Annotated in this window: 27 protein-coding genes and 1 riboswitch; of the genes, 8 read left to right on the top strand and 19 right to left on the bottom strand. The window is 60.0% G+C overall.

What is annotated here, in order from left to right; all coding sequences use genetic code 11:
• Positions 1-3 precede the first annotated feature (3 nt).
• Positions 4-1,263 carry a DNA (cytosine-5-)-methyltransferase gene (dcm, locus tag F7D01_RS13930; RefSeq protein WP_215228050.1) on the bottom strand — a complete coding sequence of 420 codons (1,260 nt, stop codon included), beginning with the start codon at positions 1,261-1,263 and terminating at the stop codon, positions 4-6.
• Between the two features lie 128 nt (positions 1,264-1,391).
• Between dcm and F7D01_RS13925 the strand changes: the two genes are divergently transcribed.
• Genes F7D01_RS13925 through F7D01_RS13915 form a run of 3 tightly spaced genes read left to right on the top strand, consistent with a single transcriptional unit; the run spans position 1,392 to position 2,854 of the window.
• Positions 1,392-1,613: a hypothetical protein gene (locus F7D01_RS13925; protein ID WP_215228049.1), complete on the top strand. Its 222-nt coding sequence runs from the start codon at positions 1,392-1,394 to the stop codon at positions 1,611-1,613.
• Positions 1,614-1,665: 52 nt separating this feature from the next.
• Positions 1,666-2,259 (top strand): hypothetical protein, encoded by a 594-nt coding sequence (locus F7D01_RS13920; RefSeq protein ID WP_215228048.1) that lies wholly within the window; start codon positions 1,666-1,668, stop codon positions 2,257-2,259.
• 40 nt (positions 2,260-2,299) lie between these two features.
• Positions 2,300-2,854 carry a MucR family transcriptional regulator gene (locus F7D01_RS13915; RefSeq protein WP_215228047.1) on the top strand — a complete coding sequence of 185 codons (555 nt, stop codon included), beginning with the start codon at positions 2,300-2,302 and terminating at the stop codon, positions 2,852-2,854.
• On the opposite strand, the gene F7D01_RS13910 is transcribed toward F7D01_RS13915, so the two are convergent.
• The 6 genes from F7D01_RS13910 to F7D01_RS13885 form a co-directional block, all read right to left on the bottom strand.
• Positions 2,855-4,033, bottom strand: a complete 1,179-nt coding sequence (locus tag F7D01_RS13910) for a plasmid recombination protein (protein WP_215228046.1) — start codon at positions 4,031-4,033, stop codon at positions 2,855-2,857. It abuts the gene before it with no gap.
• A 235-nt stretch (positions 4,034-4,268) separates the two neighbouring features.
• Positions 4,269-4,703 (bottom strand): hypothetical protein, encoded by a 435-nt coding sequence (locus F7D01_RS13905; protein ID WP_215228045.1) that lies wholly within the window; start codon positions 4,701-4,703, stop codon positions 4,269-4,271.
• 80 nt (positions 4,704-4,783) lie between these two features.
• Complete coding sequence (locus F7D01_RS13900) at positions 4,784-5,233, bottom strand: hypothetical protein (protein WP_215228044.1); 450 nt, start codon at positions 5,231-5,233, stop codon at positions 4,784-4,786.
• A 288-nt stretch (positions 5,234-5,521) separates the two neighbouring features.
• Positions 5,522-5,902, bottom strand: coding sequence for a hypothetical protein (locus F7D01_RS13895; RefSeq protein WP_215228043.1), 381 nt, complete (start codon positions 5,900-5,902; stop codon positions 5,522-5,524).
• Entirely contained in the window at positions 5,899-6,711 is an 813-nt protein-coding gene (locus F7D01_RS13890) for a ParA family protein (protein WP_215228042.1), read from the bottom strand. The genes F7D01_RS13895 and F7D01_RS13890 overlap by 4 nt, the downstream gene beginning before the upstream one ends.
• A gap of 338 nt (positions 6,712-7,049) precedes the next feature.
• A complete protein-coding gene (locus F7D01_RS13885) occupies positions 7,050-7,667 on the bottom strand; it encodes a hypothetical protein (RefSeq protein ID WP_215228041.1) in 618 nt (205 codons plus the stop codon).
• A gap of 89 nt (positions 7,668-7,756) precedes the next feature.
• Here F7D01_RS13885 and F7D01_RS13880 point away from each other — a divergent pair, with 89 nt between their 5' ends.
• The 3 genes from F7D01_RS13880 to F7D01_RS13870 all read left to right on the top strand — a co-directional run bounded on the left by F7D01_RS13880 (position 7,757) and on the right by F7D01_RS13870 (position 10,698).
• The gene (locus F7D01_RS13880) at positions 7,757-8,029 is read left to right on the top strand and encodes a DarT ssDNA thymidine ADP-ribosyltransferase family protein (RefSeq protein ID WP_215228040.1); all 273 of its coding nucleotides are present in this window, start codon (positions 7,757-7,759) and stop codon (positions 8,027-8,029) included.
• Positions 8,026-9,813 carry an ADP-ribosylglycohydrolase family protein gene (locus F7D01_RS13875; protein ID WP_215228039.1) on the top strand — a complete coding sequence of 596 codons (1,788 nt, stop codon included), beginning with the start codon at positions 8,026-8,028 and terminating at the stop codon, positions 9,811-9,813. The genes F7D01_RS13880 and F7D01_RS13875 overlap by 4 nt, the downstream gene beginning before the upstream one ends.
• A 93-nt stretch (positions 9,814-9,906) precedes the next feature.
• Positions 9,907-10,698: an alpha/beta fold hydrolase gene (locus tag F7D01_RS13870; RefSeq protein WP_215228038.1), complete on the top strand. Its 792-nt coding sequence runs from the start codon at positions 9,907-9,909 to the stop codon at positions 10,696-10,698.
• Between the two features lie 229 nt (positions 10,699-10,927).
• On the opposite strand, the gene F7D01_RS13865 is transcribed toward F7D01_RS13870, so the two are convergent.
• Positions 10,928-11,380 carry a hypothetical protein gene (locus F7D01_RS13865; RefSeq protein ID WP_215228037.1) on the bottom strand — a complete coding sequence of 151 codons (453 nt, stop codon included), beginning with the start codon at positions 11,378-11,380 and terminating at the stop codon, positions 10,928-10,930.
• 105 nt (positions 11,381-11,485) lie between these two features.
• On the opposite strand from F7D01_RS13865, the gene F7D01_RS13860 reads away from it, so the two are divergent.
• Together F7D01_RS13860 and cobU are read left to right on the top strand one after the other, a co-directional pair.
• Positions 11,486-11,680 carry a DUF1289 domain-containing protein gene (locus F7D01_RS13860; RefSeq protein WP_170003080.1) on the top strand — a complete coding sequence of 65 codons (195 nt, stop codon included), beginning with the start codon at positions 11,486-11,488 and terminating at the stop codon, positions 11,678-11,680.
• Positions 11,677-12,183, top strand: coding sequence for a bifunctional adenosylcobinamide kinase/adenosylcobinamide-phosphate guanylyltransferase (gene cobU, locus F7D01_RS13855; protein ID WP_170003078.1), 507 nt, complete (start codon positions 11,677-11,679; stop codon positions 12,181-12,183). Before F7D01_RS13860 ends, cobU begins: the two co-directional genes overlap by 4 nt.
• Here the strand turns inward: cobU and cobD are convergent.
• The 11 genes from cobD to cobT form a co-directional block, all read right to left on the bottom strand.
• Entirely contained in the window at positions 12,173-13,174 is a 1,002-nt protein-coding gene (gene cobD, locus F7D01_RS13850) for a threonine-phosphate decarboxylase CobD (protein ID WP_170003076.1), read from the bottom strand. The two genes, cobU and cobD, sit on opposite strands and share 11 nt — an antisense overlap.
• On the bottom strand, positions 13,171-14,118 hold the full coding sequence (cbiB, locus tag F7D01_RS13845; RefSeq protein ID WP_215228036.1) for an adenosylcobinamide-phosphate synthase CbiB: 948 nt from the start codon (positions 14,116-14,118) through the stop codon (positions 13,171-13,173). Before cbiB ends, cobD begins: the two co-directional genes overlap by 4 nt.
• Positions 14,115-15,575: a cobyric acid synthase gene (locus F7D01_RS13840; protein WP_215228035.1), complete on the bottom strand. Its 1,461-nt coding sequence runs from the start codon at positions 15,573-15,575 to the stop codon at positions 14,115-14,117. Before F7D01_RS13840 ends, cbiB begins: the two co-directional genes overlap by 4 nt.
• A 6-nt stretch (positions 15,576-15,581) precedes the next feature.
• Positions 15,582-16,355 (bottom strand): ABC transporter ATP-binding protein, encoded by a 774-nt coding sequence (locus tag F7D01_RS13835; RefSeq protein WP_215228034.1) that lies wholly within the window; start codon positions 16,353-16,355, stop codon positions 15,582-15,584.
• Entirely contained in the window at positions 16,352-17,329 is a 978-nt protein-coding gene (locus F7D01_RS13830) for an iron ABC transporter permease (RefSeq protein WP_170003068.1), read from the bottom strand. Before F7D01_RS13830 ends, F7D01_RS13835 begins: the two co-directional genes overlap by 4 nt.
• A complete protein-coding gene (locus tag F7D01_RS13825) occupies positions 17,326-18,156 on the bottom strand; it encodes an ABC transporter substrate-binding protein (RefSeq protein ID WP_170003066.1) in 831 nt (276 codons plus the stop codon). Before F7D01_RS13825 ends, F7D01_RS13830 begins: the two co-directional genes overlap by 4 nt.
• Positions 18,157-18,159: 3 nt before the next feature.
• A complete protein-coding gene (locus F7D01_RS13820) occupies positions 18,160-20,088 on the bottom strand; it encodes a TonB-dependent siderophore receptor (RefSeq protein ID WP_215228033.1) in 1,929 nt (642 codons plus the stop codon).
• Between the two features lie 160 nt (positions 20,089-20,248).
• Positions 20,249-20,459, bottom strand: a riboswitch (cobalamin riboswitch).
• Positions 20,460-20,491: 32 nt separating this feature from the next.
• Complete coding sequence (gene cobO, locus F7D01_RS13815; RefSeq protein WP_215228032.1) at positions 20,492-21,097, bottom strand: cob(I)yrinic acid a,c-diamide adenosyltransferase; 606 nt, start codon at positions 21,095-21,097, stop codon at positions 20,492-20,494.
• Positions 21,094-21,627 carry an alpha-ribazole phosphatase family protein gene (gene cobC, locus F7D01_RS13810; protein ID WP_215228031.1) on the bottom strand — a complete coding sequence of 178 codons (534 nt, stop codon included), beginning with the start codon at positions 21,625-21,627 and terminating at the stop codon, positions 21,094-21,096. Before cobC ends, cobO begins: the two co-directional genes overlap by 4 nt.
• Entirely contained in the window at positions 21,618-22,370 is a 753-nt protein-coding gene (cobS, locus tag F7D01_RS13805) for an adenosylcobinamide-GDP ribazoletransferase (protein WP_170003058.1), read from the bottom strand. The genes cobC and cobS overlap by 10 nt, the downstream gene beginning before the upstream one ends.
• On the bottom strand, positions 22,367-23,521 hold the full coding sequence (gene cobT / locus F7D01_RS13800; protein WP_251566919.1) for a nicotinate-nucleotide--dimethylbenzimidazole phosphoribosyltransferase: 1,155 nt from the start codon (positions 23,519-23,521) through the stop codon (positions 22,367-22,369). Before cobT ends, cobS begins: the two co-directional genes overlap by 4 nt.
• Positions 23,522-23,752: the final 231 nt, after the last annotated feature.

Genomic DNA, 23,752 nt, shown 5'->3' with positions numbered 1-23,752 from the left:
AGGTCAGGACTGCGCCAGTTCGAACTGGATCGGTTCGTCCTTCGTAAGATGCATGATACCAGGCTTCATCGCCCGGGCCACCTCCGCCATCATCGGAACGACGACCGAGTTTCCGAACTGCTTGTATGCCCGCGTGTCGGATACCGGGATCCGGAAGGTATCCGGATAGCCCATCAGGCGTGCGCACTCTCGAGGAGTTAGCCGTCGCGGATTTCGACCCTTGCCCCGGCTGATCAGGATTTCCGAGCCATCCTTGTAGTATCGTGCCGACAGCGTTCTGCTCGTGTCCTGCGGGCCTACGACACTGCAGCCGAACCCATTCCCAGCGAGCCGGTGCTTTTCCGCATATCCCTGAAGATACTGCCAGAGGCGGTCAGTCAGCGTGTATTTTTTGAGAACGCGGCCGCTGGGCTCGAGGTAGCGACCGCCATCGACATCCGGCTCACTTCCGGTTTCGCGGTGGAGGATCGAGGCGAGCTTCGGTCCATCGGCAACCTCCGGCATACGCGCGATCACTTCGTCCCAGTCGAAGCCGACATCCTTCTGAAAGCCGACAAGCAGGATCCGCTGACGATGCTGCGGAACGAACCGTTTGCCGTCTACGACGTGGGGCCGCACAACATAACCGAGCTTGTTCTCCAGCACATCCATGATGACACGGAAGGTGTTACCCTTGTCGTGGCTGACGAGGTTCTTCACGTTCTCGAGGAGGAAAGCCTTCGGACGTTTGGCCGCTATGATCCTCTGCACATCGAAGAAAAGGGTGCCCTGCGTCGTGCACTCGAAACCATGCGGCTTGCCGAGTGCGTTCTTCTTCGACACGCCCGCTAGGCTGAACGGCTGACAGGGGAAACCAGCCAGAAGCACGTCGTGGTCCGGGATCTCATCGGCATCGATCTGGGTAATGTCGCCAGCGATGTCGTGATCGTCCGCGAAATTCTCGGCGTAGGTCTTCTGAGCGTAGCTGTCCCATTCACTGGTGAATACGCAACGGCCACCGGCCTGCTCAAATCCGATGCGGATCCCTCCAATGCCCGCGAACAGGTCGATGAACGTGAAATCACTATCCTCCGGCCGCGCAACAGGCGAACGCCCTTCAATGACCGACTTCAGAAGTGGGACGAATTCCGGCGGAGCGCGTCCAGCCTTTTCCCATCGTCCGATCTGTTTTGCAGAGCGATGGATCAGCGCAGAGAGCTCCTTCTGGGTGAATATCTCTCGCGCTCTTGTCAGCGCTTCGGATCCGTCGATTGTGGCTTGCATGTCGAACTCGCGATGGGGAAAAGTTGAGGACGTTTTGACCTCTATCCTTCCCAGCGTCAATCGGTATTATCGAACATATCTAGAACAAAACGGGTTTCTTGCCGAGCGTTTTGTTCTACCCATGAGGCATGACGACTCGGCCCGTGCCCCTTGCCCACGACGAAACGCTGCGTGCAATGGCTGCGGCGATCTACGCCTCGATCTGGTTCGACGATGTGTCCCTCAGCTTCGAACGCGCTGAGCGTCGCAGGACCAGCGAATACCGCCGGGCGGTAGGAGCCGCGCAACAGGCGATGGCAGCCGCTTCGCGAGTGCGCGAGCGCGAGAAAAGGCAGCTGCCGCTGCTGTGAAAAAATCTCCGTGGGAGCAATCTCAAGGAGTATGAAAATGATCAAGACGAGTGTGATCGAGCAGGTCAGATGGATCAAGCCGAAGGGGCAGCGCGAAAGTCCCATTCACGAGGATCGGATCGGTCGCTGGTGGTGGACCGGCGAGCCTGACAAAGCTTGGGGCCTCGAACAAATGCGCGGCGGCAGTCCGGCGCATGTCGAGAAGGTCGCGAAAACGTGGCTCTTCCGTGATCCGCGCGGCGATTACCACGAGACCATCCGCGAGCTCTTCAGCCACTTCCGCCTCGGTCGGTGCCGTTGCGATCGAAGAAGCGATCCAGTCGAGAAGATGCGGCATGTTCTTGAGGCGCTCGACAAGGAGCTTCACGTCCGGCGGCCGGAGGAGGTTGTCGAGAAGACGTTCGACGGTTCACGCGCATACCTCGAGGATTACCTGCAGTATCTGGAGCTGGAGCAGATCATCACGTGCGAAGGCCGATCTATTGCTGATCTGCGGCTCAGCCCGGAAGGCAAGTCGATCCTTCTCATGCTGCGGGCAAGCGCGCCAGGCTCGAACTTCGACTGCTCGCCTAGCGCGACGCTGCGTCGTGCCATTGAGGCACAGCCGCATCGCTTTCCGCATCGGATCGAGGACATCGAATGGTGATCTCGACCGGACGCTGCACCCGCGCTAGGGATAGACCGAGATGAACCGCACACTCGAAGAAGCCGCTTTGCTGACAGCCGACATCGCTCGGCTGCGTCACAAAGACCTGCTGGAGATCATGCCGCTGGTGCTAGAGTGGCGCCGCATCATCCGTGATCGTTCGTGGGTGGATGAAAACACCGGACCTAAGGCCGAGCTAGTCCGACAGGCGGAAGAGCACCTCGCACAAGAAAGCGACGAGGAGCGCGAGGTGCGACGCCTACTGGAAGCAACGGTTCGGCACGATTGGCTTGAGTGCCTGGAATGCTCGAAACGGACCGAGAGCCTCGCGCTGCATGTCCAGCGGAAGCACCACATCTCCTGGGACGACTACCTCACAAAGCACGGTCTCAAAGACCTTCCCGCACGTTTTGAGGGCATGGACGTATATCCAAAGGTTTCGCCATCCTACGTTGAAAAGCAGCGGCGGAACGCGCTTGCCCGGGGTGGGCGTTGTGAGGTTAGTCAACCTCCGGCATCGTCCGTCAACTTGCCGCCGGCCGATCCTTCCTTCGATCCGAGTATTTCCGTCGAACGAGAAGACAAGGAGGTCTGATCAGCGTCCTCGTGACGGTCGCGAAGCCTTCAGCTCCGTCCGTGCCGCCGCGATCGCCCAGTGCGCGCCGTCTGCGGCCTCCAAGGGCCGACCGATCGCATGAGCCGCCTGCATTACAATGGAGCGCTCATGCTCCGGGATACGCTCCAGATCGATAGACCGGAGCGCTTTAATCGCCGCCTCGGCGAGCGCGGCGACCTTCGGCGCACTTTCCGCGAGCTTATCGCGTTCTTCGACTACACGGTCCCGTTGCGCATCCAGCCCGGCTTTCCAGCGGCGCACCTTCACCAGCTTCTCGTCGAACTCGGCGCGCTCCAAATCGAAAGCGCGACGCTGCTCAGCCAAACGCGCTTCGTCGGCACGAACCCGCGTCAGTAACGCTTCGACTTCGGCCAGCTTGTCATTGATCGCCGCCTTGCATTGGCCGATCCTTGCGCGTTCGCTCGTAAGCACTTCGCGCGATCTGACAAGCCCTTCTCGCTCCGAATTCGCCGCGGCGATTGCGTCGCGCATCTCGGCCTGGTGCACCGCGTTCGGCTTGTTTGGCGCGCCGCTCCAGACCCGGCCACGCTCGAGGCCGAGCGGTTCCATGACCTTCGCAAAAACAGTTTGCTCGTATGCCATCTGACCGCGAGATCCGATCGCTCCTCTCCAGAATGTCGAGTAGTCTGGCTTCGGTCCATCCTTCGTGCGCTTCGGCGGAAGGTCGCCGCGCGCGCTCAAAGTCCAGCGCTCGCCTTTGTCCGCGAACCGACGGTCGATCCGCTTGCGCACCGGAAGCACGATGACGTGCAGATGCGGCGTTTGCTCATCGGAGTGGAGCGTGATCGACATGATAGCGCATCGCGGATACCGGCCGAGTAGATAGCGCATTGAGCGGCGAATGAAGCGCCGCAGCTGCATGACGTAGCGCACCGGATCATCGCTTGGCCACCATTCCGGGGACGTGGTCAGCATCAGTTCGAGCGCCAGCACGGCACCCTTGCGCGGACGAATGCCGAGATCTTTGAGCCGATCGCGGACACCTATCCATGCGTCTTGCGGTCCGAAGATTACGGATGGCGGAGGCGCTGACCGGTCGGAATTACCAACGTCTTCTTCGCGGTTGTTGTGTCCGCGCGCGTGGACGATGTCGGACTGTTTCAGCTTCCGCTGGCCTAGAATGCAATGGGTCTTCATGCGCGAATTGTCCCACCTCGCGAACCTCTCCGCAAGGGTCCCATCGCGAATGTCTAAGACATAATAGACAAGTGCTAGTTCGGTTGGGGCATTGGTCGTTTAACCTACAGGAAGATTACGAACACCCGAAGGATGAGAGCCGTTGGATTCGGGTTACCGTCCTAGCAATCGATGCTTAGTTTTTATCGCAGCACCAAGGACTTGCTGTCAGCTTTCCCCTGCCAAGGCTGCCAACTTACTCTTCGCGAATTGCGTCGATGTCCACCACATAAGGCTCGAAATCCTCATCGACCGACCATGGATTCTCGCCGCTGTTGACCACTAATGGCTGTCCGTCTCGCGTCCTAATCGCGACGACCGAGCGCGTCCCCGCACTGCGCTGGAAGTAAACTTGCGCGAACACGTCGGCCGCTTTGCCTCGAAAATTGGCTTTCTCTCCTTTCAGTCGCGTCTTGACCTCCACGGTGTGGCGGTCAGTCCCTGTAAACTCGACGTCATACTCGTCCTTCGTATCAGACACGATCACGCCACCCACATGCCGGGCGTAGACGATCTCTGCCAGAGCGCCGATTGCATTTCGCACACTCGGCGAAGGATCGCAGCAGCCACTTGCCCAAGCCTTCAGATTAGCGCTGTTTTTTCGCAAAATATCGAACGTTCGCTCACCCACAGCGCCCTCCAGAGAGGCTAATGCAAGCGGCACAGGTTTTAACAGGTTCTTTTATAACGAGGCGCCGCCTTATCCGAAAGTTATGGCTCAGGGATCGAGATATTCAGGTGCTTCCTCAGGGCGGCTCGGCTCTTTGGTTGAACCGCCACGCCAAGAACGGCCCGCAAGTTCTGCATCTTCGCGCCCTCTAAAAAATCGCTAAGAACCCCTGCAAGTGCAGTGATGGATAGGTCGACGGCGCTGCGCTCGCGAGCCGACCACTTCCCGAGATCGGCCGCACTAGGATTTGCGATGTTTATGTTACCCTCTGCAGACGTCATCCGGAACAGGCTGTCTGAACCGTGCACAGCCTTCGACAGCGTGCCATACTCTTTATCAAGTGCGGCTTTAAGACCCAGATCGTTGACAAGGTTGATAAGCTTGGGGTGCTCTGCGATGTATTCGCGCATCGCCTTCGGTGGTAGCCGGAAATCTCCTACCCTCCACTTTTCGAACTCGACGGGATGGTCCAGAAAGAAGATCGCGGCCATAGTATTTTCCATAAAGCTACGGAGAGCCTGAAGCGCCGGCCGCCAGCTTCCGAAGCTGGCGTTAACGTGGACAGTAGGGCATCATTATGGGCTTCGAAGAAAAAATGTGCCGCACCCCTTGCAAAGTGAGGCTCAACAACGTCTATCTTTATCGCATTGATCGCCGCTATTCTGGCATAGCTCTCAGATAGCCTCTCGTTCCCCTTAAACGTTGCGATGTTGGAAACGATAGAATCCGAAACCATTTGCGAAAAAGCGAGATAGTTTGCCTCGATCTTCTCGACAACCTTAACCATTTGAAAGGAGGAACTTCAGCGCGTTTGACAGTTCGGAAGGCTGGTCGGTGGCGGCGCGAGCTTTCATTGCGACCCGTTTCCGCTCCGCATCATTCTCAGCGAGGTAGGTCAAAATCTTGCCCATTACATCGCGCGCCGCATCGCGGGGACGAAGGTCGACGGGAAGCTCGAAGTCGCGGGCAACCTTTTCCCAATCCGATTTGCTAAATTTTGAGAGCGACGCCAGTGCCGAAAGGCTAATTCCGACATCAGCGGAGGGGCCTGAAGCAAAGTTCGACAGCGTCGAACCAAGTTCTTCCAGTTCTTGATTCGGCAAGGTGCGAAGGAGCTTACCTAATTGCGTAAGTGCTTTTGCAAGATCATGTGTTTTCATTTCAGAAGCCCAATTTTCTTTAGAAGCTCTTTCGAAAAGTCGGAGAATTCTTTCTTGGCCGTCGCCTCGCCCATTTCGTAGATCGACTTGTTCTTCGCAGTTGCTTCTGTGACGACCGAACGCTCTTTGATTTCCGACTTTAACATGTTGCCCGAAAACTGTTTTCGAAGGTCGGCAGTTGTTTGGTCTCTAAAAATCGATGGTCTTCCGACTCGAGACAGCACGATGCCCGCAATTTTGATATCGAGCTCCATGTCCTCACCGAACTTTTCTACTCTACGGATCAGCAACGCGATGCCTAAGCTCGACAGGAAATCGGGTGAGACCGGCACGACGTAATGAGTGCTGATCGCCAACGCGTTCTGCGTCGGCAACGTTAGGTTTGGGGGACAATCACAGACGATGATGTCGTAGCTCTTCATGACATCCTTGAGAGCCTTTTTAAGAAGCTTCTCCCTTGCGGTGCGAGCTCCGATATCAAGATCGATGGTGAAAAGGCTTAGATCAGAGGGGACGAGGTCAACGCCCTTGAAGACGTCCTTCAATATAACGTCGGCCGCCGTGGCGGGATTTCCTTCAGCATGATCCGTATTCCTGACGCCTAAGAGATCAGCAACAGTGCCCTTGTTCTTCTTATGCTCCCCCCACTTTTCCGGCGAAATAGACGAGAACGTTGCATTCGTTTGCGGATCAAGGTCAACGAGCAGCGTCTTCAAACCCTCCTTGCCGCAATAAGCCGCGAAATTGACGGCTATAGCTGTCTTTCCGACGCCCCCTTTCAAATTTACGCAAGAGACAACAACCGTCATACCTCCCCCTTTCTTTCGCCTGCTAAAAAAACGTGCCTTATCAGCACCTCGAGTTGTCAATTCGGCTTGGGGCCAAGAATAAACGAGGGATCTAGCAGCGTAGGACCTAAAAACTTTGTGATCTGGCAAAACTTGTTTTCGTCGGCCGGAGCGCGCCAGGTCGCATGGCTACCGTAGCGAAGCAGACCGACTGCATTCAAGCAGTTAAATCGACAGCATGGCGGCGGGAGCGACGCACCCCATCCGAAGTCCGCGGTTACGAGTTGGAGCGGACGCATTGCCGTGCGTAGCAAGTAGGGATTGAGGTGGGCTATGTGCGCGGTCTACCCCTGCGTCTGTTATTCGATAAGATTGCCGTCGCCCTCGCCGAGTGTATCTTCGGCCCACTTTCTCCTGCCCGGCCGTCGGTCAAGCGCTTCAAAACATGCCTGATGCGCGACCTGATACATTCGCTCGAAATGATCCCAGGTCCATGGTGCGAGCGCCACGAACATCCCGCCGTCTTTACGCTTCCGCCGCTTCGCTCTTTCGGCGATCGCGTCCATGCGGTCTTCAGCCTTCTTCCCGGGCAATGGCGCGGCATATCGCGCCGACCAATAGAGCATTTCCGTCAGTAGCATCAGCCGCGTCCGATCATCTTCATCCGGTCTTGGCAACTGAGCCAAGCTCCACAGTTCGCCGACATCATGCCTCGAAGGTGGCGGTTCCTTGTTTCCATCGGCCTCTCGCTGAGCGGCCACTGCGGCTTTCAGGATGCTTTCTATCGCGAAGCTGCTCTCTCGATCGAACGCCTCGCTCATCGCATACGATGCCGAGCCATCATAATTGAGCGTGGAAACGTCGGGTGGATCATCGATCAATTGCCAAAGAACGTAGGCACATGCTCGCGCGTTCTCGGCTCGGTTCCAGAAGTGAAGCGGTGCCCGCCGCCTAAGATCGTGAATGGTTTCCACCATTCAGTGATATCGCGTCGACGCGAGGAGGTGAAGGTCGCTCGGTCATTTGCCGTGCGCGAGAAAAGGAAAATGGAGGCGGGCAAGGTAAGGTGCGCGGCCGGACGCTGCTGCATCTGCCTTGTTCGCCGACCGATGACCAGGCGGAGGTGCTCGTCCCTGATTCGATCCCACCGGACAGCATTAAGGCGATCGGGCTTTCCAGCGAGGAGCAAGCTCAGGTAGAGCAAGTCCGGCTCGAAATCCTGGGTATCAATGTTAGCGACCTGAAGTTTGTGGTATCCCCCAACTTGTTCGACAAATACGCTCTGAGCAACGCCATCCGGGCAGGGCAAAGACCATCCGAAACGCTGTGGACTGCATGACCGACCGTTTAGCTCTTGATGATAGCAGCATGGCGTGCCGCCCTAGCCGCGACCGCGCGGAAGGCGCATTTCTGGGCGCCGCAATTGGGGATGCGATGGGTTGGCCGCACGAATTGCGTGCAACCCGAGCCAGCGGCAACCGAAAGTCGTCTGACTTCGGCTTCCAGGCTTGGACGAAACGCTCCGGCGGGCGCTTTCAACCTCATGAGGAAGCTATCGGCGCGGGAAACTATAGCGACGATACCCAGCTGATCCTAGCTTGCGCGCGGTCGCTTCTACGCGACCCGACCGCTTGGTGGCTCCTGTTTGCTACCCAGGAGCTTCCACTATGGACGCTTTATCAGCGTGGCGGCGGGGGTGCGACAAAGCGCGCGGCAACCATTTGGCTCTCGGGCCGTGCGCCTTGGGATGCTAAGCTCGATGAGGTGAATCGGTATCTGGCGGCTGGCGGCAATGGCGTCGCCATGCGAATTCTGCCGCATTGTCTCCGCCGAGCGGGCGACGCCAGCTTTTCCTCGCTTGCTGCAGACATCATGACAGATGGTGTCACGACCCATGGTCACCCGCGCGCGCTCGTCGGAGCGCTGGCTTACGGCTATGGGCTTTGGGAGGCGCTTCGGCAGCGCGGAACGCTAGGCTATGGCCAACTTATCGAGGTCGTCAGCTCGAGCCGGGAAGCGTGGGGCGCATTGCCGTCGGTTATGGAGCGCTGGCCTAGCTGGGCCAAGGTCACCGATCACTCCGGTGCCTATCATGCGCAGTGGAGGGATGTGGTCCAGGAGCAGCTCGAGCTGCTCGAGCAATGCTCCGACGGGCTCGCGGGCGGCGTTGCCGTTATCGATGAGGACGTGCTCAAGGATTTAGGTTGTTTTGACAAGCGCGTGAATGGATCAGGCACAGTCAACGCGGCTGCGGCGCTTTTCCTTGCCTCACGACACGCTGCGGATCCTATGGAAGGTGTGAAACAAGCTGCACTTGCCGAGGGGGCGGATACCGATACGCTCGCCTCAATGACAGGCGGAATGCTCGGTGCCGCGATAGGACTGGAATGGCTCTCGCCCTTCCTTCATGAGCTTCAAGATCGGGAAACTATTCGGCGCACAGCGAATGAGATTTACGACCTTCCCGAAGTTGCCGTCCCGCACGCCGAGCATCGTCCAGTTACAAAGGCGGCGCTCGCCGCCTTCCTTTCAGAACTTGCGAAGCTCCGTGAGCCATCTCCTATCAGACTTCCCAATGGGCTGACCGCCCAGGCCGAGAGTTGGGGCGGCATCGTTCCAAAGTCATCGTCGCTCACGGCGAACGCGTGGCAGCTTACGCTTGATGATGGGCAAACGATCTTCGTCAAGAAGCTTGGTAAGAGGACGAAGCAGCCGCCTAAAAGGCCTCACACCGCTCCCGAACTCGGCTTCATTTCGCCTGCGGAGATGCCCCCTCCATTGCATCTCGGGCTTCGGCTGGTGGTCTCGAACCTTGTCCGGTCCGTGGCTTTCTACCAAGATGTCTTGGGACTGAGGGTTAGTAAACGATCGACCAAGTCGGTAAATCTAGGTGGCATTCTGTCAATAGTTGAAGGGAGCTATCTCGACGCGGTGAGCAATCACGTTACGGTTTTTGCCGAAGTTGCCGATGTTCGACAAAGCTTATCTGCCTATGAGCGGTTCATGTCGGGTGGGGCGGCTCGTATCGACGAGCGCGACGATCGAACTCGGCTTCAGTGTTTAGACCCAGACGGATATCGTGTTGAGGTCTATCAGATGAATAGCCGTGGCGCCGGCGGTTAGCTTCGACCAACGGCAAAGCGCCCGCTCTCGGCCTCGCTTTCGGCAATATGGACATCCAGGGGGCCATACGTCGGTGCGAGACGTTACTGTTACATGACCTTGCACTATACGCGCACTGGGCGCGGAAAACCCCTCCTCCTGGTTCATGGACTGGGGGCGACCTGCGGCTCGTGGGACACGATCTCTCCTGCGCTTTCCCAAGACAGGGAGGTAATTGCCGTAGATCTGCCCGGGCATGGGCGGACACCCGAAGAGGCCGACAGCGGCACGTTCGACGGACTTGCGCGCAGTCTGGACAACTGGCTCGGCGCGGAGAATCTCACAGGTATTGATATGGTTGGCAGCTCGCTGGGAGCTCGCCTGGCGCTCGAGATGGCGCGGCGCGGCCAAGCGGGCGCGGTTGTCGCACTGGATCCGGGCGGCTTCTGGCAAGGGTGGGAGCGCACCTTCTTCAAAGCCACCTTAATGCCATCGGTTGCTCTGGTTCGCGCACTGCGACCGGCGCTTTCTGCCATCGCCGGAAGTGTCGCAGGCCGGACCGCGCTCTTGGCCCAGCTCTCTGCTAGGCCGCGGGCGCTCGACCCGGCATTCGTTGCGCGTGAACTGAAGTCATTGGCTGATACGCGCACCGTCAATTCGCTTGTGAAGGATCTCGCCAACGGCGCGATGCAGGAGGGTCCTGCGAAAACGGCTGCGCCTGTTGTCATAGGCTGGGGACGCAAGGATCGGCTGTGTCTTCCGCAGCAGGCGGATCGCGCGATGAAAGCCTTCCCAAGAGCGACGCTGCACTGGTTCGATCGTAGCGGGCACTTCCCGATGTGGGATCGGCCAGAGGAAACCGTCCGCGTGATTCTGGATGCAACAAGCATCTCGGGATTGAAATGATTTTGCAACTGGGCGGTTAGCAAATCGAGAGCCCTTGCAAGGACTAGCCACATTGTAAGGTCCTTTTCTGGGCCGCTAGCCGTCGGTCCGCTTTTGACTGCCTTAAATGTGAAAGCTGCCGACCGCGTTGTAGTGCAAATCTGCGTCATCCTTCGATCACGGATTCTGACCAGATTGCACCCATGCAAACCCAAAAGGGGTAGCCTAGTGGCTAGGATTTTCGGCTATCCTAGTCTTTCCTTCGCCAACCTTCAATTAGACTATGGTCTTTCGTCAACTCATTAATTACATGAGCAGAGTAAGTGGATATGCTTACGGTGTTAGCCTTTTTAAAGCTCACAATCCCTGATGTTTTAAGACAACCATCCTTGGTCCACCGCAATCGTTCCTGATTGGCAATATTCAGCGCCTTGCAAACCTCTTTCGGCGTCATGGCCCTCGCTGCAATCGCCTCTAAAGTGTCGGCAATATCGGCTGTGATTGACTTCAGTGCCTGTTCGTCGATCTGACTGCGGATTAGAAAATGAACGGCATCGATCTCCCACTTAGCACCATGCAATCCGGTCAAGTATCTCCGCAGCGAAGCGCGCGCTTCCTTCCGGCGTAGCTTTAGAATTGGAGAGAGGTCCAGCAACGCTTTCCAGTCGAGCGTGGCATGATAATCCCTCTCGTCTCGCGTCATGCATGAGAGAAGGTCTTCGTAGCTGACAAGTCGCCTCATCATCCGCTTACCACAAAGCTCCGTTCACTTTTGCCAGCCCGGGCAACACGAGTTAGGGCCATTCGCATGCCTGCAACGACCATTGAGGACCCGCAATCGCCATGTCGGAAGATATGTCGACTGTCGGCAAACGGAAATGTCTGCACGGGCTGTGGCCGGACGCTCGATGAGATTGCGAAGTGGTCCGCAATGTCACCTGACCAAAGGCGAGCCGTGATACAGGCCGCTGCGAGGCGAAGGGTCGAGGGCTTCACTCTATGAGCACGGTTCATCTGATTCTCGGTGGTGCTCGATCGGGCAAGAGCCGCCATGCTCTTTCGATATGCGGCGGCATGGAGGGACCTCACAAGTTCATCGCCACCGCGCAGGCGTATGACGATGAAATGACCGAGCGTATCCGTCAGCATCGCGAGGAACGTGCTGATTTCTGGCACACAATCGAGGCACCGATCGAACTCGCTCGTGCGATTACTTTGGTCAACGAGGGCACGATGCTCGTCGATTGCTGCACTTTGTGGCTCTCGAACGTGATGCTGGCCGAACTCGACATCGGCAGGCAAGCCGATGCCCTGGTCGAGAGTATTGCTCGGGCTGAGGCGAATGTCGTGCTGGTCAGTAACGAAGTGGGCTCGGGCATCGTCCCCGAAAATCGGCTCGGCCGCGATTTCCGCGACGAACAGGGACGGCTGAACCAGCGGCTGGCCGAGATTTCCGAGACGGTCGAACTCGTGGTCGCAGGGCTGCCCCTTCGTCTCAAGGGTTAAGCCCTCGCGCCAGCCGTGAAAACGCGATCTTATCGGCGGGCAAGCCGATGCGGAGGTGATGGGCATCCCCGACGAACCGGCGCACGGCGATACCTTGCTCAGCAAGTCGCTGCCAAAGCGAATTTGCATCAGATCCACGGACGAACCGGAAAAGATCGGTTCCGCCACGGTCTTCCAACGCCGAGGTCGCGATAAGGGAATGCATCTCCTGCATTTGAACGGTAAGGTGTCCGCGCGTAGCGGCCTGCCAGTCATGATCAGCATAGGCTGCCGCGCCTATCGCTAGCGCAGGGCCCGACACGTCCCATCCGCCGAGGCGATCTTCGATGCTGCTCAAGATCTCCTGCGTAGCCAGGACGGCACCCAACCGCATGCCCGCAAGCCCGAAAAATTTGCCGAAGGATCGCAAGATGATCAGTCCCGGGCGATCGGCAAACGGAGCCGCGCTGAGCGTGGGATCGAGATCGGCATAGGCCTCGTCCACGATCAGCCAGCCGCCCCGTCGGGCGAGTTCGGCGCGCGCTGCCTCAATGGCATCGACGGGCCAACGGTGCCCATCGGGATTGTTGGGGTTCACGATTACTACGACGTCAGCCTCGCCGGCCAATGCCAAAGGATCGGAATGCGTGACCACCTTCGCCCCCACCAGTCGCCAGCTTTCCGCGTGATCGGCATAGCTGCAAGCGCGCACCGCTACGCTCTGAGCACGTAGGATCGATGGCAGCTGGCGGATGGCGACTTCCGTCCCGGCGACCGCGCGGCAAAAGGACGGATCGCATCCGAACGACTCCGCCATGGTGCTTTCGCAGAATGCGCGGGCCGCCTCGCCCGGTAAGCGCTCCCATGCATCGGGTGCGATCGGGGGCAACGGATAAGGATACGGATTGATGCCGGTCGACAGGTCGATCCATGGCAGAGGGGCGCCGGGAAACGCGCGAGCCATCGCGTCGATCCGACCGCCATGGCCTGATACGAGGTTCGAATCGATCATGACAGGTTGGCCCAACCCAGCAGCGCCAGGATGATCGCCATGGCGATGACTACCCAGCGATAAAGAGCCAAGGCGCGGCGGATATCGGCTCCGGCTGGGTTTCTTGCTCCCGAATTGAGCCAAGGCTCGTTGCTCGTCGTTTCGCCATAGGTCCGCGGGCCCGACAGTCTGATGCCGAGCGCCCCCGCCATCGCGGACTCCGGCCACCCTGCATTGGGGGAGCGATGCCTGCGGGCGTCCCGAAACAACACCTGTATAGCCCGGCCCGAACCGGCACAGAGCGCGAAAAGAATACCCGTCAGGCGTGCAGGGATCAGGTTGGCGAGATCGTCGAGCCGGGCGGCAATTTTACCGAAAGCTTCGTAGCGCGCATTGCGATGGCCGATCATTGAATCGAGCGTGTTGATTGCCTTGTAGGCAAACAGTCCCGGCAAGCCGAACAGCGCGCCCCAGAACAAGGGTGCTGTAACGCCATCCGACGTGTTCTCGGCCAGACTCTCGATCGAAGCACGTGCGATGGCAGGCTCGTCCAACTCAGCGGTTGCACGTCCGACGATGTGACTGAGCGAGTCCCGCGCAGCCGCGATCCCCGAAGCGTCGAACGCCCTGGCGACATCCGCAACGTGATCGTGCAGGGAGCGCGCAGCGATCAGGCTGGAGGCGATGAGGGCCATCAGGGCAAGCCCTAGCCACCCGGTTGGCAGAAACAGCTGGATGGCCAGACCGATTAAGCCCGCAAGCGAGACCAGAAACAGAGTAACAAGACCGCCCGTCGCGATCCGCGCCGATCTGCTCCATGATTGGCGATTGCCCAGACGCTCCGTCCGTTCGACCAGCCAGCCGAACCAGCGGACGGGATGCCCGATCCGCGTGTCCACCGCGTCGGGCCAGCCGACCATGGCTTCGATCGCGAGTCCTACCAGCATGATCCACGCAGCAATCACCGCGCAAGCGCCAACAGAGCGTCTACGTCGAGGGACGCCTCGAGCCCATCGGCCAGTTCATCCAGCGCATTTTCGACACTCTCTTCGTAATTGAGCGTGCTCCTCCGGCCGCTGCGCAATCGCTCAAGCCAACGCGAACGAAATGGATCGCTCGCGAACACACCATGAAGATAGGTTCCGATCAGACGTCCGCCCGCTGCGGCCGCGCCATCGCAGGTGCCGTCGTCCAGGCGACAGAACGGCTTCTCTAGCATAGGGCCCTGAGAACGACCGGTATGGAGCTCATATCCTGTCACCGGGTCCCCATCGGCAAGCGTGGTTCCTGAGATGGGCCTAATGACTTTCTCGCGGGTCATCACCGTCGTCATGTCGAAGAGACCCAGACCATCCGCAGATCCTGCCAATCCATCCGCAGCGTCAGCATCTTCGAGCCAATTGCCCAGAATCTGGAACCCACCGCATAGGCCGACAACGTGCGCACCTGTGCGCCTAGCGGCGATGATGTCGTGATCCCACCCTTGGGCGCGAACCATCGCAAGGTCGGCAAGAGTCGACTTGGTGCCCGTGACGATGATCGCATCCGCCTCGCGCGGAAGAGGCTGGCCGGGAGGAATGAAGCGGACCTCGACATCCGGCTCGGCACGAAGCGGGTCGAGATCGTCGAAATTGCTGATCCGCGAAAGCATTGGCACGGCAATCAGGATAGCCCCGTCTTTCCGTCTCGCCTGATCCAGCACCACAGCGTCTTCAGCGGGCAGCCGCACAGCGCAGGGCAGCCACGGCACGATGCCGAAACTGCGCCAGCCGGTGCGGTCTTCGATTAAGCGCACGCCGTCCGCAAACAGTGTTTGGTCGCCACGAAAGCGATTGATGAGGAAGCCTTCGATCATATCGGCATCTTTGTTGTCTACGACGGTTCGGGTGCCGACCAGCGAGGCAATGACCCCGCCGCGATCGATGTCGCCTATAAGCACCACGGGAACGTCGGCCGCGCGCGCGAAGCCCATATTGGCGATGTCGCCCTTGCGCAGGTTGACCTCCGCGGGGCTGCCCGCACCTTCGACGATGACGAGATCGTGCGCCGATTTCAGCCGGTCGAACGCGTCGATCACAGCGGGAAGAAGGCTGCCACGATTGGCCATATACGCCGCCGCTTCCTCGCTGCGCAGTGCTTTGCCATTCAGGACGACCTGCGCGCGCCGATCACTTTCGGGCTTGAGGAGCACGGGATTCATGTCGGTCGTGGGCTCCAGCCCCGCGGCGCGTGCCTGGAGCGCTTGCGCGCGACCGATTTCGCCTCCGTTGGGACAGGCCGCCGCATTGTTCGACATGTTCTGCGGCTTGAAAGGTGCCACATCCACACCCCGGCGCCGTGCGATCCGGCAAAGCCCCGCGACAAGCAGCGACTTGCCCACGTTCGAACCGGTGCCCTGAAGCATGATCGCGCGACCGGCCATCCTGCGTTAGGCGGGGCCGAAAGTGTCGAGCCGGATATGCGCGCCATTGCGAACAATCTCCGCCTCGATCCCGAACACATTGCGCAAGCGCTCGCTCGTGAATGTCTCGGCCGGACTACCGTCAGCGACGATCCGCCCGTCGTGCATCCAGAGCACTCGGGTCGCATAGCGCAATGTGAGATCGAGATCGTGGACTACCGTCAGCACTCCGCGCCCGACCCGCGCCATCGAGGCAAACAAACGCATCGTCTGATGCTGGTAGCGCGGATCGAGCGCGGCAACCGGCTCGTCGGCAATAAGGAGTGGTGTCTCGGCAGCCAGCGCACGCGCCAGATGCACACGGGCCAGTTCGCCACCCGAAAGGGTATCCGCTGCCCGCTCTTCGAAACCATCAAGATGGCAGGCGCTGATCGCCTGCGAAACCGCCGCCTCGTCGCTGTCCGACAGTCGCCCCAGCGCCGCGCCATAGGCAAACCGCCCGAGCGAAACGACGTCGCGAACCGGTTGCGGCCAGACCAGCGGACGGGCCTGCGGCAGGTAGGCCACCTTGCGTGCACGCTCGACCGGCGTGAGCGAAGCGACCGGTTTGCCATCCATCGACGTCGCGCCCATATCGGCTGACAACAGCCCAAGCGCGACGCGCAGCAGCGTCGTCTTACCGGACCCATTGGGACCGATCAGCGCGATGAGTTCTCCTGTTCTCAGTGAGAATCCAGCGTCGACGACCAGCGGCATGCCGTCCACCGCATAGCTCAGATTGCTTGTCTGCAGAACGCTCATGCCAATTTCCGTCGCGCGGCGATCCAGATGAACACCGGAGCGCCGAGGAGCGATGCGACCACGCCCAGCTTGAGTTCGCTATCGGTCGGGAGCACCCGCACGCCGATATCGGCCAGCACGAGGATGAGCGCGCCAAGCAGTGACGATGGCACCAGCAGGCGCGCCGGATCGTAGCGCAGGAAGGGCCGCACCAGATGCGGCGCGACGATCCCGACGAAACCGATCGCACCGGCCAACGCCACCGCGGCGCCTGTCGCCAGCCCGGCACCGATGATCACCGCCAGCCGCTGTCGTTTGAGGTCCAACCCCATTCCTTCGGCCGCCTCGTCTCCCAGAGCGAGTGCGGACAGGCCCCGGCGCGACGCGAGCAGCACCACCGCCCCGATCGCCATGAAGGGCAGCGCGAATACAAGATCGTCGAAGCTGCGATTGTCCACCGTGCCGAGCATCCAGTTGACCATGTCGGCAAGGCTGAAGGGGTTGGGCGCAAGGTTCATCAGCAGCGCCATGATTGCCGCCGAGAAACTCGAGAGGCCGACACCAATCAGGATCAGCGTGACCACGGAGCGGGTGCGGATCGCAGCCAGCGCGACCAGCAATGTCGCGATCAGGGCACCCGCGACTGCAGCCGAAGGCAAGACGAGTGGGCCTGCGGTCGCGAGACCGAAATAAAGCACGAAAGTCGCGAAGAGCGCGGCAGTGGCGGACACGCCGAGAATGCCCGGCTCGGCCAGTGGGTTGCGCAGAAGGCCCTGCAGGGCTGCCCCGCTCATTCCCAGTGCCGCGCCGACGAACGCGGCAGCGAGCGCGCGCGGCAGGCGGATTTGCCAGACGACCAGCTCGTCACCCTGACTCGATTGAAATGCGAGAGCAGCGAGCACCCGGTCGAGAGGCAAGGGCACCGATCCGAGCGCGACCGAAAGGACCAATGCACCCGTCAGGCTTGCCAGCAGGATGGACACCGGCCGATTCATCGCTTGTTGTCCCCCGCTTTCGCCAAAGCTTCGACCGCGTCTAGCAAGAACCAACCGCCGCACGAGGTCCACGATCCCTCCAGCGGGACGACCGGCAGTTCGCGCAACTGCGCCCGCGCCACCGGATGGCGCGCCGCACTCCAGTTGTCGACATGGTTGGTCGCGCTTTCGAAAAAGGCAGCCGCGATCAGGTCGGGGCGCTCGTATGCGAGGCGTTCGAGCGGAAGGGGGTTCCAACCGGCACGGTCCTGAAAATTCCTGAGGCCGGCCGCGACAAACAGTTCATGCACGAGTGTTCCTTCTCCAGCCGTCACACCAGCGGGTGTCATGTAGAGGACTTCGCGAGGGGGACTGGGCCGATCGGCCAGCGCCTTCAGTCGCCGATCCATCTCGGTGACGAGTGCTGCGGCCTCATTCGGCTTACCCAGTTCGGTCCCCACGCGCAGCACTTCGTCCCGCACTTCGGCAATCGATTGGGGGAAGCCAATCTGCACGACCGGCACGCCCGGTTCCTGCATGAAGTCGGCGATATCGTGCCCACCGCCATATGTTCGCACCACCAGATCGGGCTGCAGCGCCAGAACATCCGCAGTGCGCGGACGGACCGTGGGAATCCCTGCCGCCTCCGCCCGCATGTAGGAGAAGCGCTTCCCCGCATCGGGCGAAAGCGCGAGGATATCCTCTCGATCCGCGAACTTCAGGACATACTGGTCGGCGCAATAGTCGAGGCTGACGATCCGTCGCGGCGCCTCCGCTCCTCGCTCCGCCACCTGTGAACAGGCACAGAGCAAAAGGCACGCCAGCGCCGCGGGGATCGTCCGAACCATCGATTACATCCGGTAGCGCACGCCGCCGAACACCGCACGACCAGGTTGGCCGTAGCGGAAGATCGTTTCATACTGCTCGTCGAATAGGTTCTCTATCCGACCGAAAATTTCGATCTGCTCAGTAAGGCCAAAGCTCGCCCGAATATCGGTCACCACATAGCCATCGAGGCGGGTGGTGTTGGTGGCATTGTCGAAGCTGTCGCCCGCGACGAACACGGTGGCACCGATGCCGATGCCGTTCTCCATGCGGTAGTCCGCGACCAGACTGATCGTGTCTTCGGCGCGGCGCGGCAGGCGATTGCCGGTGATGTCGTTGCGGGCATCGATCGTGGTGTAGTTCAGCGCGACATCGAAGCCGTCGACCGGACGAAGCGCAAGGCCAAACTCCCAGCCGTCAGCGCTGGCCAGCGCGATATTGTCGTATGTTCCGGAAGGGCGGGGATTAGCGGGATCCTGGCACGCTGGGATGGGATTGCCGGTGCAGCCGACGAAAGCGATGAGGTTCTCGGCATCGCGTTCGAAGTAAGTGACGCCGATCTGGGCGCGGCGATCGAGGAAGCTGTGCGTGATGCCGATATCCCAGCTTTCGGACTCCTCGGGTTCTAGCGCGGTATTCCCGAAATCGCTGAACAGTTGGAACAACGCGGGCGCCTTGAAACCTTCGCCGAAACTACCGCGCAACACGGTATCGCCGCCGTTGGGCGAATAAGCACCACTGGCAGCGAAGGTCGTGTTGTTGCCGTAGGTTTCGTGATCGTCGTAGCGAACGCCGCCTGTCAGCGAGAGCCCCTCGATCGGAGTCAGGTTCAGCTGTCCGTAGACCGAATTGATCCACACGTCGTCGCCGGTCGCAGGAGCGCCGAAACTGGAACTGCGATATTCCGATTCCTCACGCTCGGCACCGAACACCAGCGTCGCAATCTCGGCTGCGTCGAACACGCCCTGATATTCATAGCGCACGTTCTCGCCGAAGGCATCAAAGGTCTCGGAATCCGTATCGAAGCTGAAATTCCTGCGGTCGATCCGGGTGTAGGCGATACCCAGTCGATTGCGAAAACGCCCGTCCAGAAAGTCTGCGTTGATGCCCGCATAGCCGACCAAATCTTCTCGATAGGAAACCTCGTTGGTGTCCCCCAGGCCGGTAGCGGTGAAGCCGTCGATCTCGACCTCGCTGTCGGCATAGAAACCTCGCAGATCGATCGAGAAATTCTCACCCAGCGCAATATCGAGCTTGGCGTTGGCACCCAGGCTTTCAAAGCCGTCCGGCTCGGTGCCGCCGCGCGCTTCGCTGAATGCCGAAATGCCATCGGTGCGATAGTAATTGCCGCCGACACTAAGGCCTACGGGACCAAACCTTCCCGACACATTGCCGACGAGTTCCGCAGTATCGCGCTCACCATATTCCGCGCGAGCGAACACCCCGAACTCCTCGGTCGGTTCGCGGGTGATGAGGTTCACGACGCCGCCGATAGCCTGGCTGCCGTAAAGGACGCTTTGCGAACCACGCACCACTTCGATCCGTGCGATATTGCCTGTCAGGGCAGGACCGAAGTTGAAGCCGCCACCCGTCGAAGAGGGGTCGTTGAGCTTGACCCCGTCGATCAGCACGACGGTCTGGTCGCTCTCGGCACCACGGATCGAGACGCCTGTGCTGGTTCCGATGCCGCCATTGCGGTTGAAGGTGACGCCCGGGACTGTGCGCAGGATGTCGAGCACTTCACTCGGCTGGCGGTTTACGATCTCCTCTTCCTCGACCACTGTAACCGATTCGCCAACTTGGCTGATCGCACGTTCGGTGCGGTTGGCCGTGACCACGATCGTTTCGGAGTTCACTTCCTCGTCTTCAAGAAGATCGACCGACTGGGCAAAGGCTCCAGTCGAACACAGTGCCACGGCCGATGCCGCGACGGACAAATAGAATGCGGATTTCATTGACATATCCAAAGCCATCCCACGCGGAGGCCCCGGTGCCCGCATGGTCAACTCGACAGATGGCCCGCCGCGGCTCGCACCGAGCCGCGACTCCGGAAACCGGCCTGACTGTCGTTACTTCGGAAAAGAACTTTCCTGTCCCAAGGGGCTGGACCCGGCCCCGGACGAACGACGCGACGGCAGGTCTCCTGGCTTGCCGATCAACGTCTTCGAACCGTCTTCCCGGCGCCACCCAGTGAAGGGTTTAGCCAGTGACATGTTGGTTCGGGACTTCTGGCTCACAGTTGCGGGCACAGCGCCGGTATCGCACCGGCTTCCCTCTTAGCTTCAGGCGATTTCGCACCTGCAGCACCGTCTGTTCGCGCCAATGCTCGCCTGGTCCGTTGCTGTCAATCCTTGCTTGCTAGAAGTCGATGCCCTGCTGCGCGCGGATCCCGGCATGATAGGCGTGCTTGATTTCGGCCATTTCGGTGACAGTGTCGGCATAGTCGATCAGTTCGGGCTTCGCGTCCCGCCCGGTCAGGATGATCCGGGTATCGCCCCGGCCTTCGAGCACTTCGATCGCTTTTGCGGGCGTCAGGTATTCGTAGCGCAGCGCAATGTTAATTTCGTCGAGCACGACTAGAGCGTAGTCACCGCTTGTGATGAGTTCACCGGCCTTGGAGAGAGCTTTCTCCGCGGCTTCGATATCGCGATCCTTGTCTTGTGTGTCCCATGTGAAACCATCGCCCATGACGTGCCAATCGACGAGATCGGGAAAGCGCGCGAAAAACTGCTTTTCGCCCGTCTTCCACTTTCCCTTGATGAATTGCACCACCGCGACTTTCTGTCCCCAACCCAGCGCGCGGGCGATCACTCCGAAGGCCGAGCTCGACTTGCCCTTGCCATTACCGGTTTGGACCAGCACGAGGCCGCGCTCAGGATCCGTGAGCTCCCGGCGCCGCTTCGCTTGCGCGGCCTGCAGCTCCTTCATCTTTTGCTTGTGCGTATTGCTGTTGGTCTCGCTCATACGACCTCTTTTGGTTCAATGGTGAGGGACTGGCCGAAGCCGAGTTCCATTTCAAATGGGTTCGGTCGGCCAAGAGCTGCGGCAACGCAACGGACAACACCAAGATGTGTGACGGCAAGGATGTCACCACCAAAATCTGCCGCGTCGCGCAGATAAGCTCGCACTCTTTCGATCATCTGTGCAACACTCTCCCCCCCATGGGGTCGCGCACCTTCGACATCTTGTGCCCACGCATCGATTTCGCTGCGCGAAATGGCGTTCCACGGCAGCATTTCCCAGTTCCCAAAATCGATTTCCATTAGCCTCGGGTCGGCATGGACCGGAAGGTCGAAATACACGGCCAACCGCTCAGCCAGCGCGGTGCATCGGATCAACGGGCTGCTGTCGATCCGCGCGAAGCTTCCAGGCAATGCGTTCATCAGAGCGCTGAAGCGTCCGTCGTCTAAGGGTCTGGTGGTCACGTCCGACTGGCCGTAGCACGTGCCCTTAGCGATCTCAGGCTCACCGTGACGCAGCAAAGTCAGAGCCATGCCAGCATGCCGAGATAGAAGCCGACTTCGCTGATCTGCTGCACCGCGCCGAGGCAGTCGCCGGTATAGCCGCCCAGCTTGTGCTCGAAGAGCAGCCGCGTCGTAACATGGCCTATCGCAAGGCCGGCCAAGCCGCATAGTGCAGAGCCGGGCCCAAGAATGGTCGCACCGATTGCGGCCGCAGCGATCCCGGTGAGCGTCGCCACCACCAGCGGCGCTGCTCCGATCCCCTTCGCAACCGGCTTGGCGATCCCCTCGGCCCGTGCGTAACGACTTGTCGCGATCACGATCACCGCCGACAGGCGCGAGGCTCCGTGCGCCATGGGCAGAGCGGCGAGTGCGACCATGAAAGGGAGTTGCGCCAGCGACGCGATCTTGAGCAGCAGAACTATGAACAGCGCTGCGGCTCCGAAGGTGCCGAGCCGGCTGTCGCGCATGATCTCCATCATTCGCTCCGGCGTTGTCGCTCCTTGCCCGTCGAACAGGTCCGCCAGGCCATCCTCGTGAAAGGCACCCGTGGCCAGCAAGGTAGCGGCAGTGCTTAAGATCGCTGCGATGTAGGCCCCGCCGATCGCCCAGCCGAGCGCGAAAGCAGCAGCGCCAATTGCGCCGATCAACACACCGACCAGCGGATAGAAGCCCGGCGCGGCCTCGAAATCGCGCTCGTCCAGCTGCGCCGCAGGTAAGGGAATTCGCGTAAAGAAAACCCACGCGGCCAAAGCGGCGGCGAATGGTCGCTTCATGAGATCGGGGAGGCGCCGGACACCCCGGCCTGCGAGAAACTTGCCATGCCGAAAAGCGAGAGCGCGGCGCGGATGATCGGCACGGCCAACAACGCGCCGGTCCCTTCGCCCAGCCGCATATCGAAATCGAGCAGTGGCTCGGCTTGGAGCCAGTCGAGCAGCGCCCGATGGCCGTGTTCTGCCGAGCGATGCGCATAGACAAAGGCCCGTTCACAGTCTGGCTCGATCGCCCGCGCAAGCGCGGCGGCAGCGGTCGCGATAAAGCCATCGACCACCACAAGTTTATTCGATGTCCCGGCGCCAGCCATCGCACCCGCCATCGTGCCGATCTCGAAGCCGCCGACCTCGGCCAGCGCTTCAACCGGCGCAAGCGCTCCAGTTCGCGCAGCTGCGCGTTCGAGAACCTCTTGCTTGTGCGAGAGACCGGTATCGTCGAGGCCCGTCCCTCGCCCGACAAGTTCGGCCACGGAAATGCCGCTTAGGTTATGAGCAAGTAGGGCCGCAGAGGAAGTGTTCGCGATGCCCATCTCGCCGAAACAAACGATCTTGCTTTCAATACCGCACGCGAAATGTCGCCCTTGCGCAATCGCCTTCCTTGCCGTCTCGGGCGACATCGCAGGCCCTATAGAACTGTCGGCCGTTCCCCCTCCTAATGACAGATCGATAAGCGCATCGCGTCGGCGCGGCGGATGTGCGATTCCGCAGTCAACGACGGTCATCGGTATGTCGAATTGCGCCGCGATGACATTTGCAGCGGCTCCGCCGGCTAGAAAGTTGGCGACCATTTGGCCGGTAACCTCCTGCGGGAACGCGGACACGCGCTGTGCGGCAATCCCATGATCGGCTGCGAAAATGGTCAACGATGCTGAAGCATTCGACGGAGTCATGTCGCCAAGAATCGCAGCGGCCTGAACTGCAAGGCTTTCGAGCCTCCCCAATGACCCTATCGGTTTGGTCTTGTCGTCGATCAGGCGCTGGAAGTCGGCTCGGGTCATACGATGCGCGTCTAGCGAATACGGAATGGCTTTGGAACGGCATAACAAAGCCATACGCAATGAGCGCTTGTGGAGGTCCATTGGCGTGGGCAGGGCCGTTTTGTGAGCCCAAGCAGTATCGCCACAGCGGCGTGTTGAGCAAACGGCAGCTTTCATGTCGCGAGGCGAACCATGATAATGACCGAAATTGGGGCGCAAAGGTGCCATCTGAACAGTAACCTGATTTGCTTCGCACATGTAGATAAGGGCACGAAGTGCGGCGACGCTTAAACCACGTTGCGATCAATTTTTCAGCACCACCTCCCTCCCCTTCGCCGAACAACAAGGGTCACTCAAAAGTCCGAAGGCAGCCATCTGAGAGCGCGCACAACAGCGTGGACAAAAGCT

The organism is Erythrobacter sp. 3-20A1M (genome assembly GCF_018636735.1).
Classification (GTDB): Bacteria; Pseudomonadota; Alphaproteobacteria; order Sphingomonadales; family Sphingomonadaceae; genus Alteriqipengyuania.
Note: the sequence above shows the minus strand (reverse complement) of the source record. Positions and strands in the feature narration are given on the sequence as shown.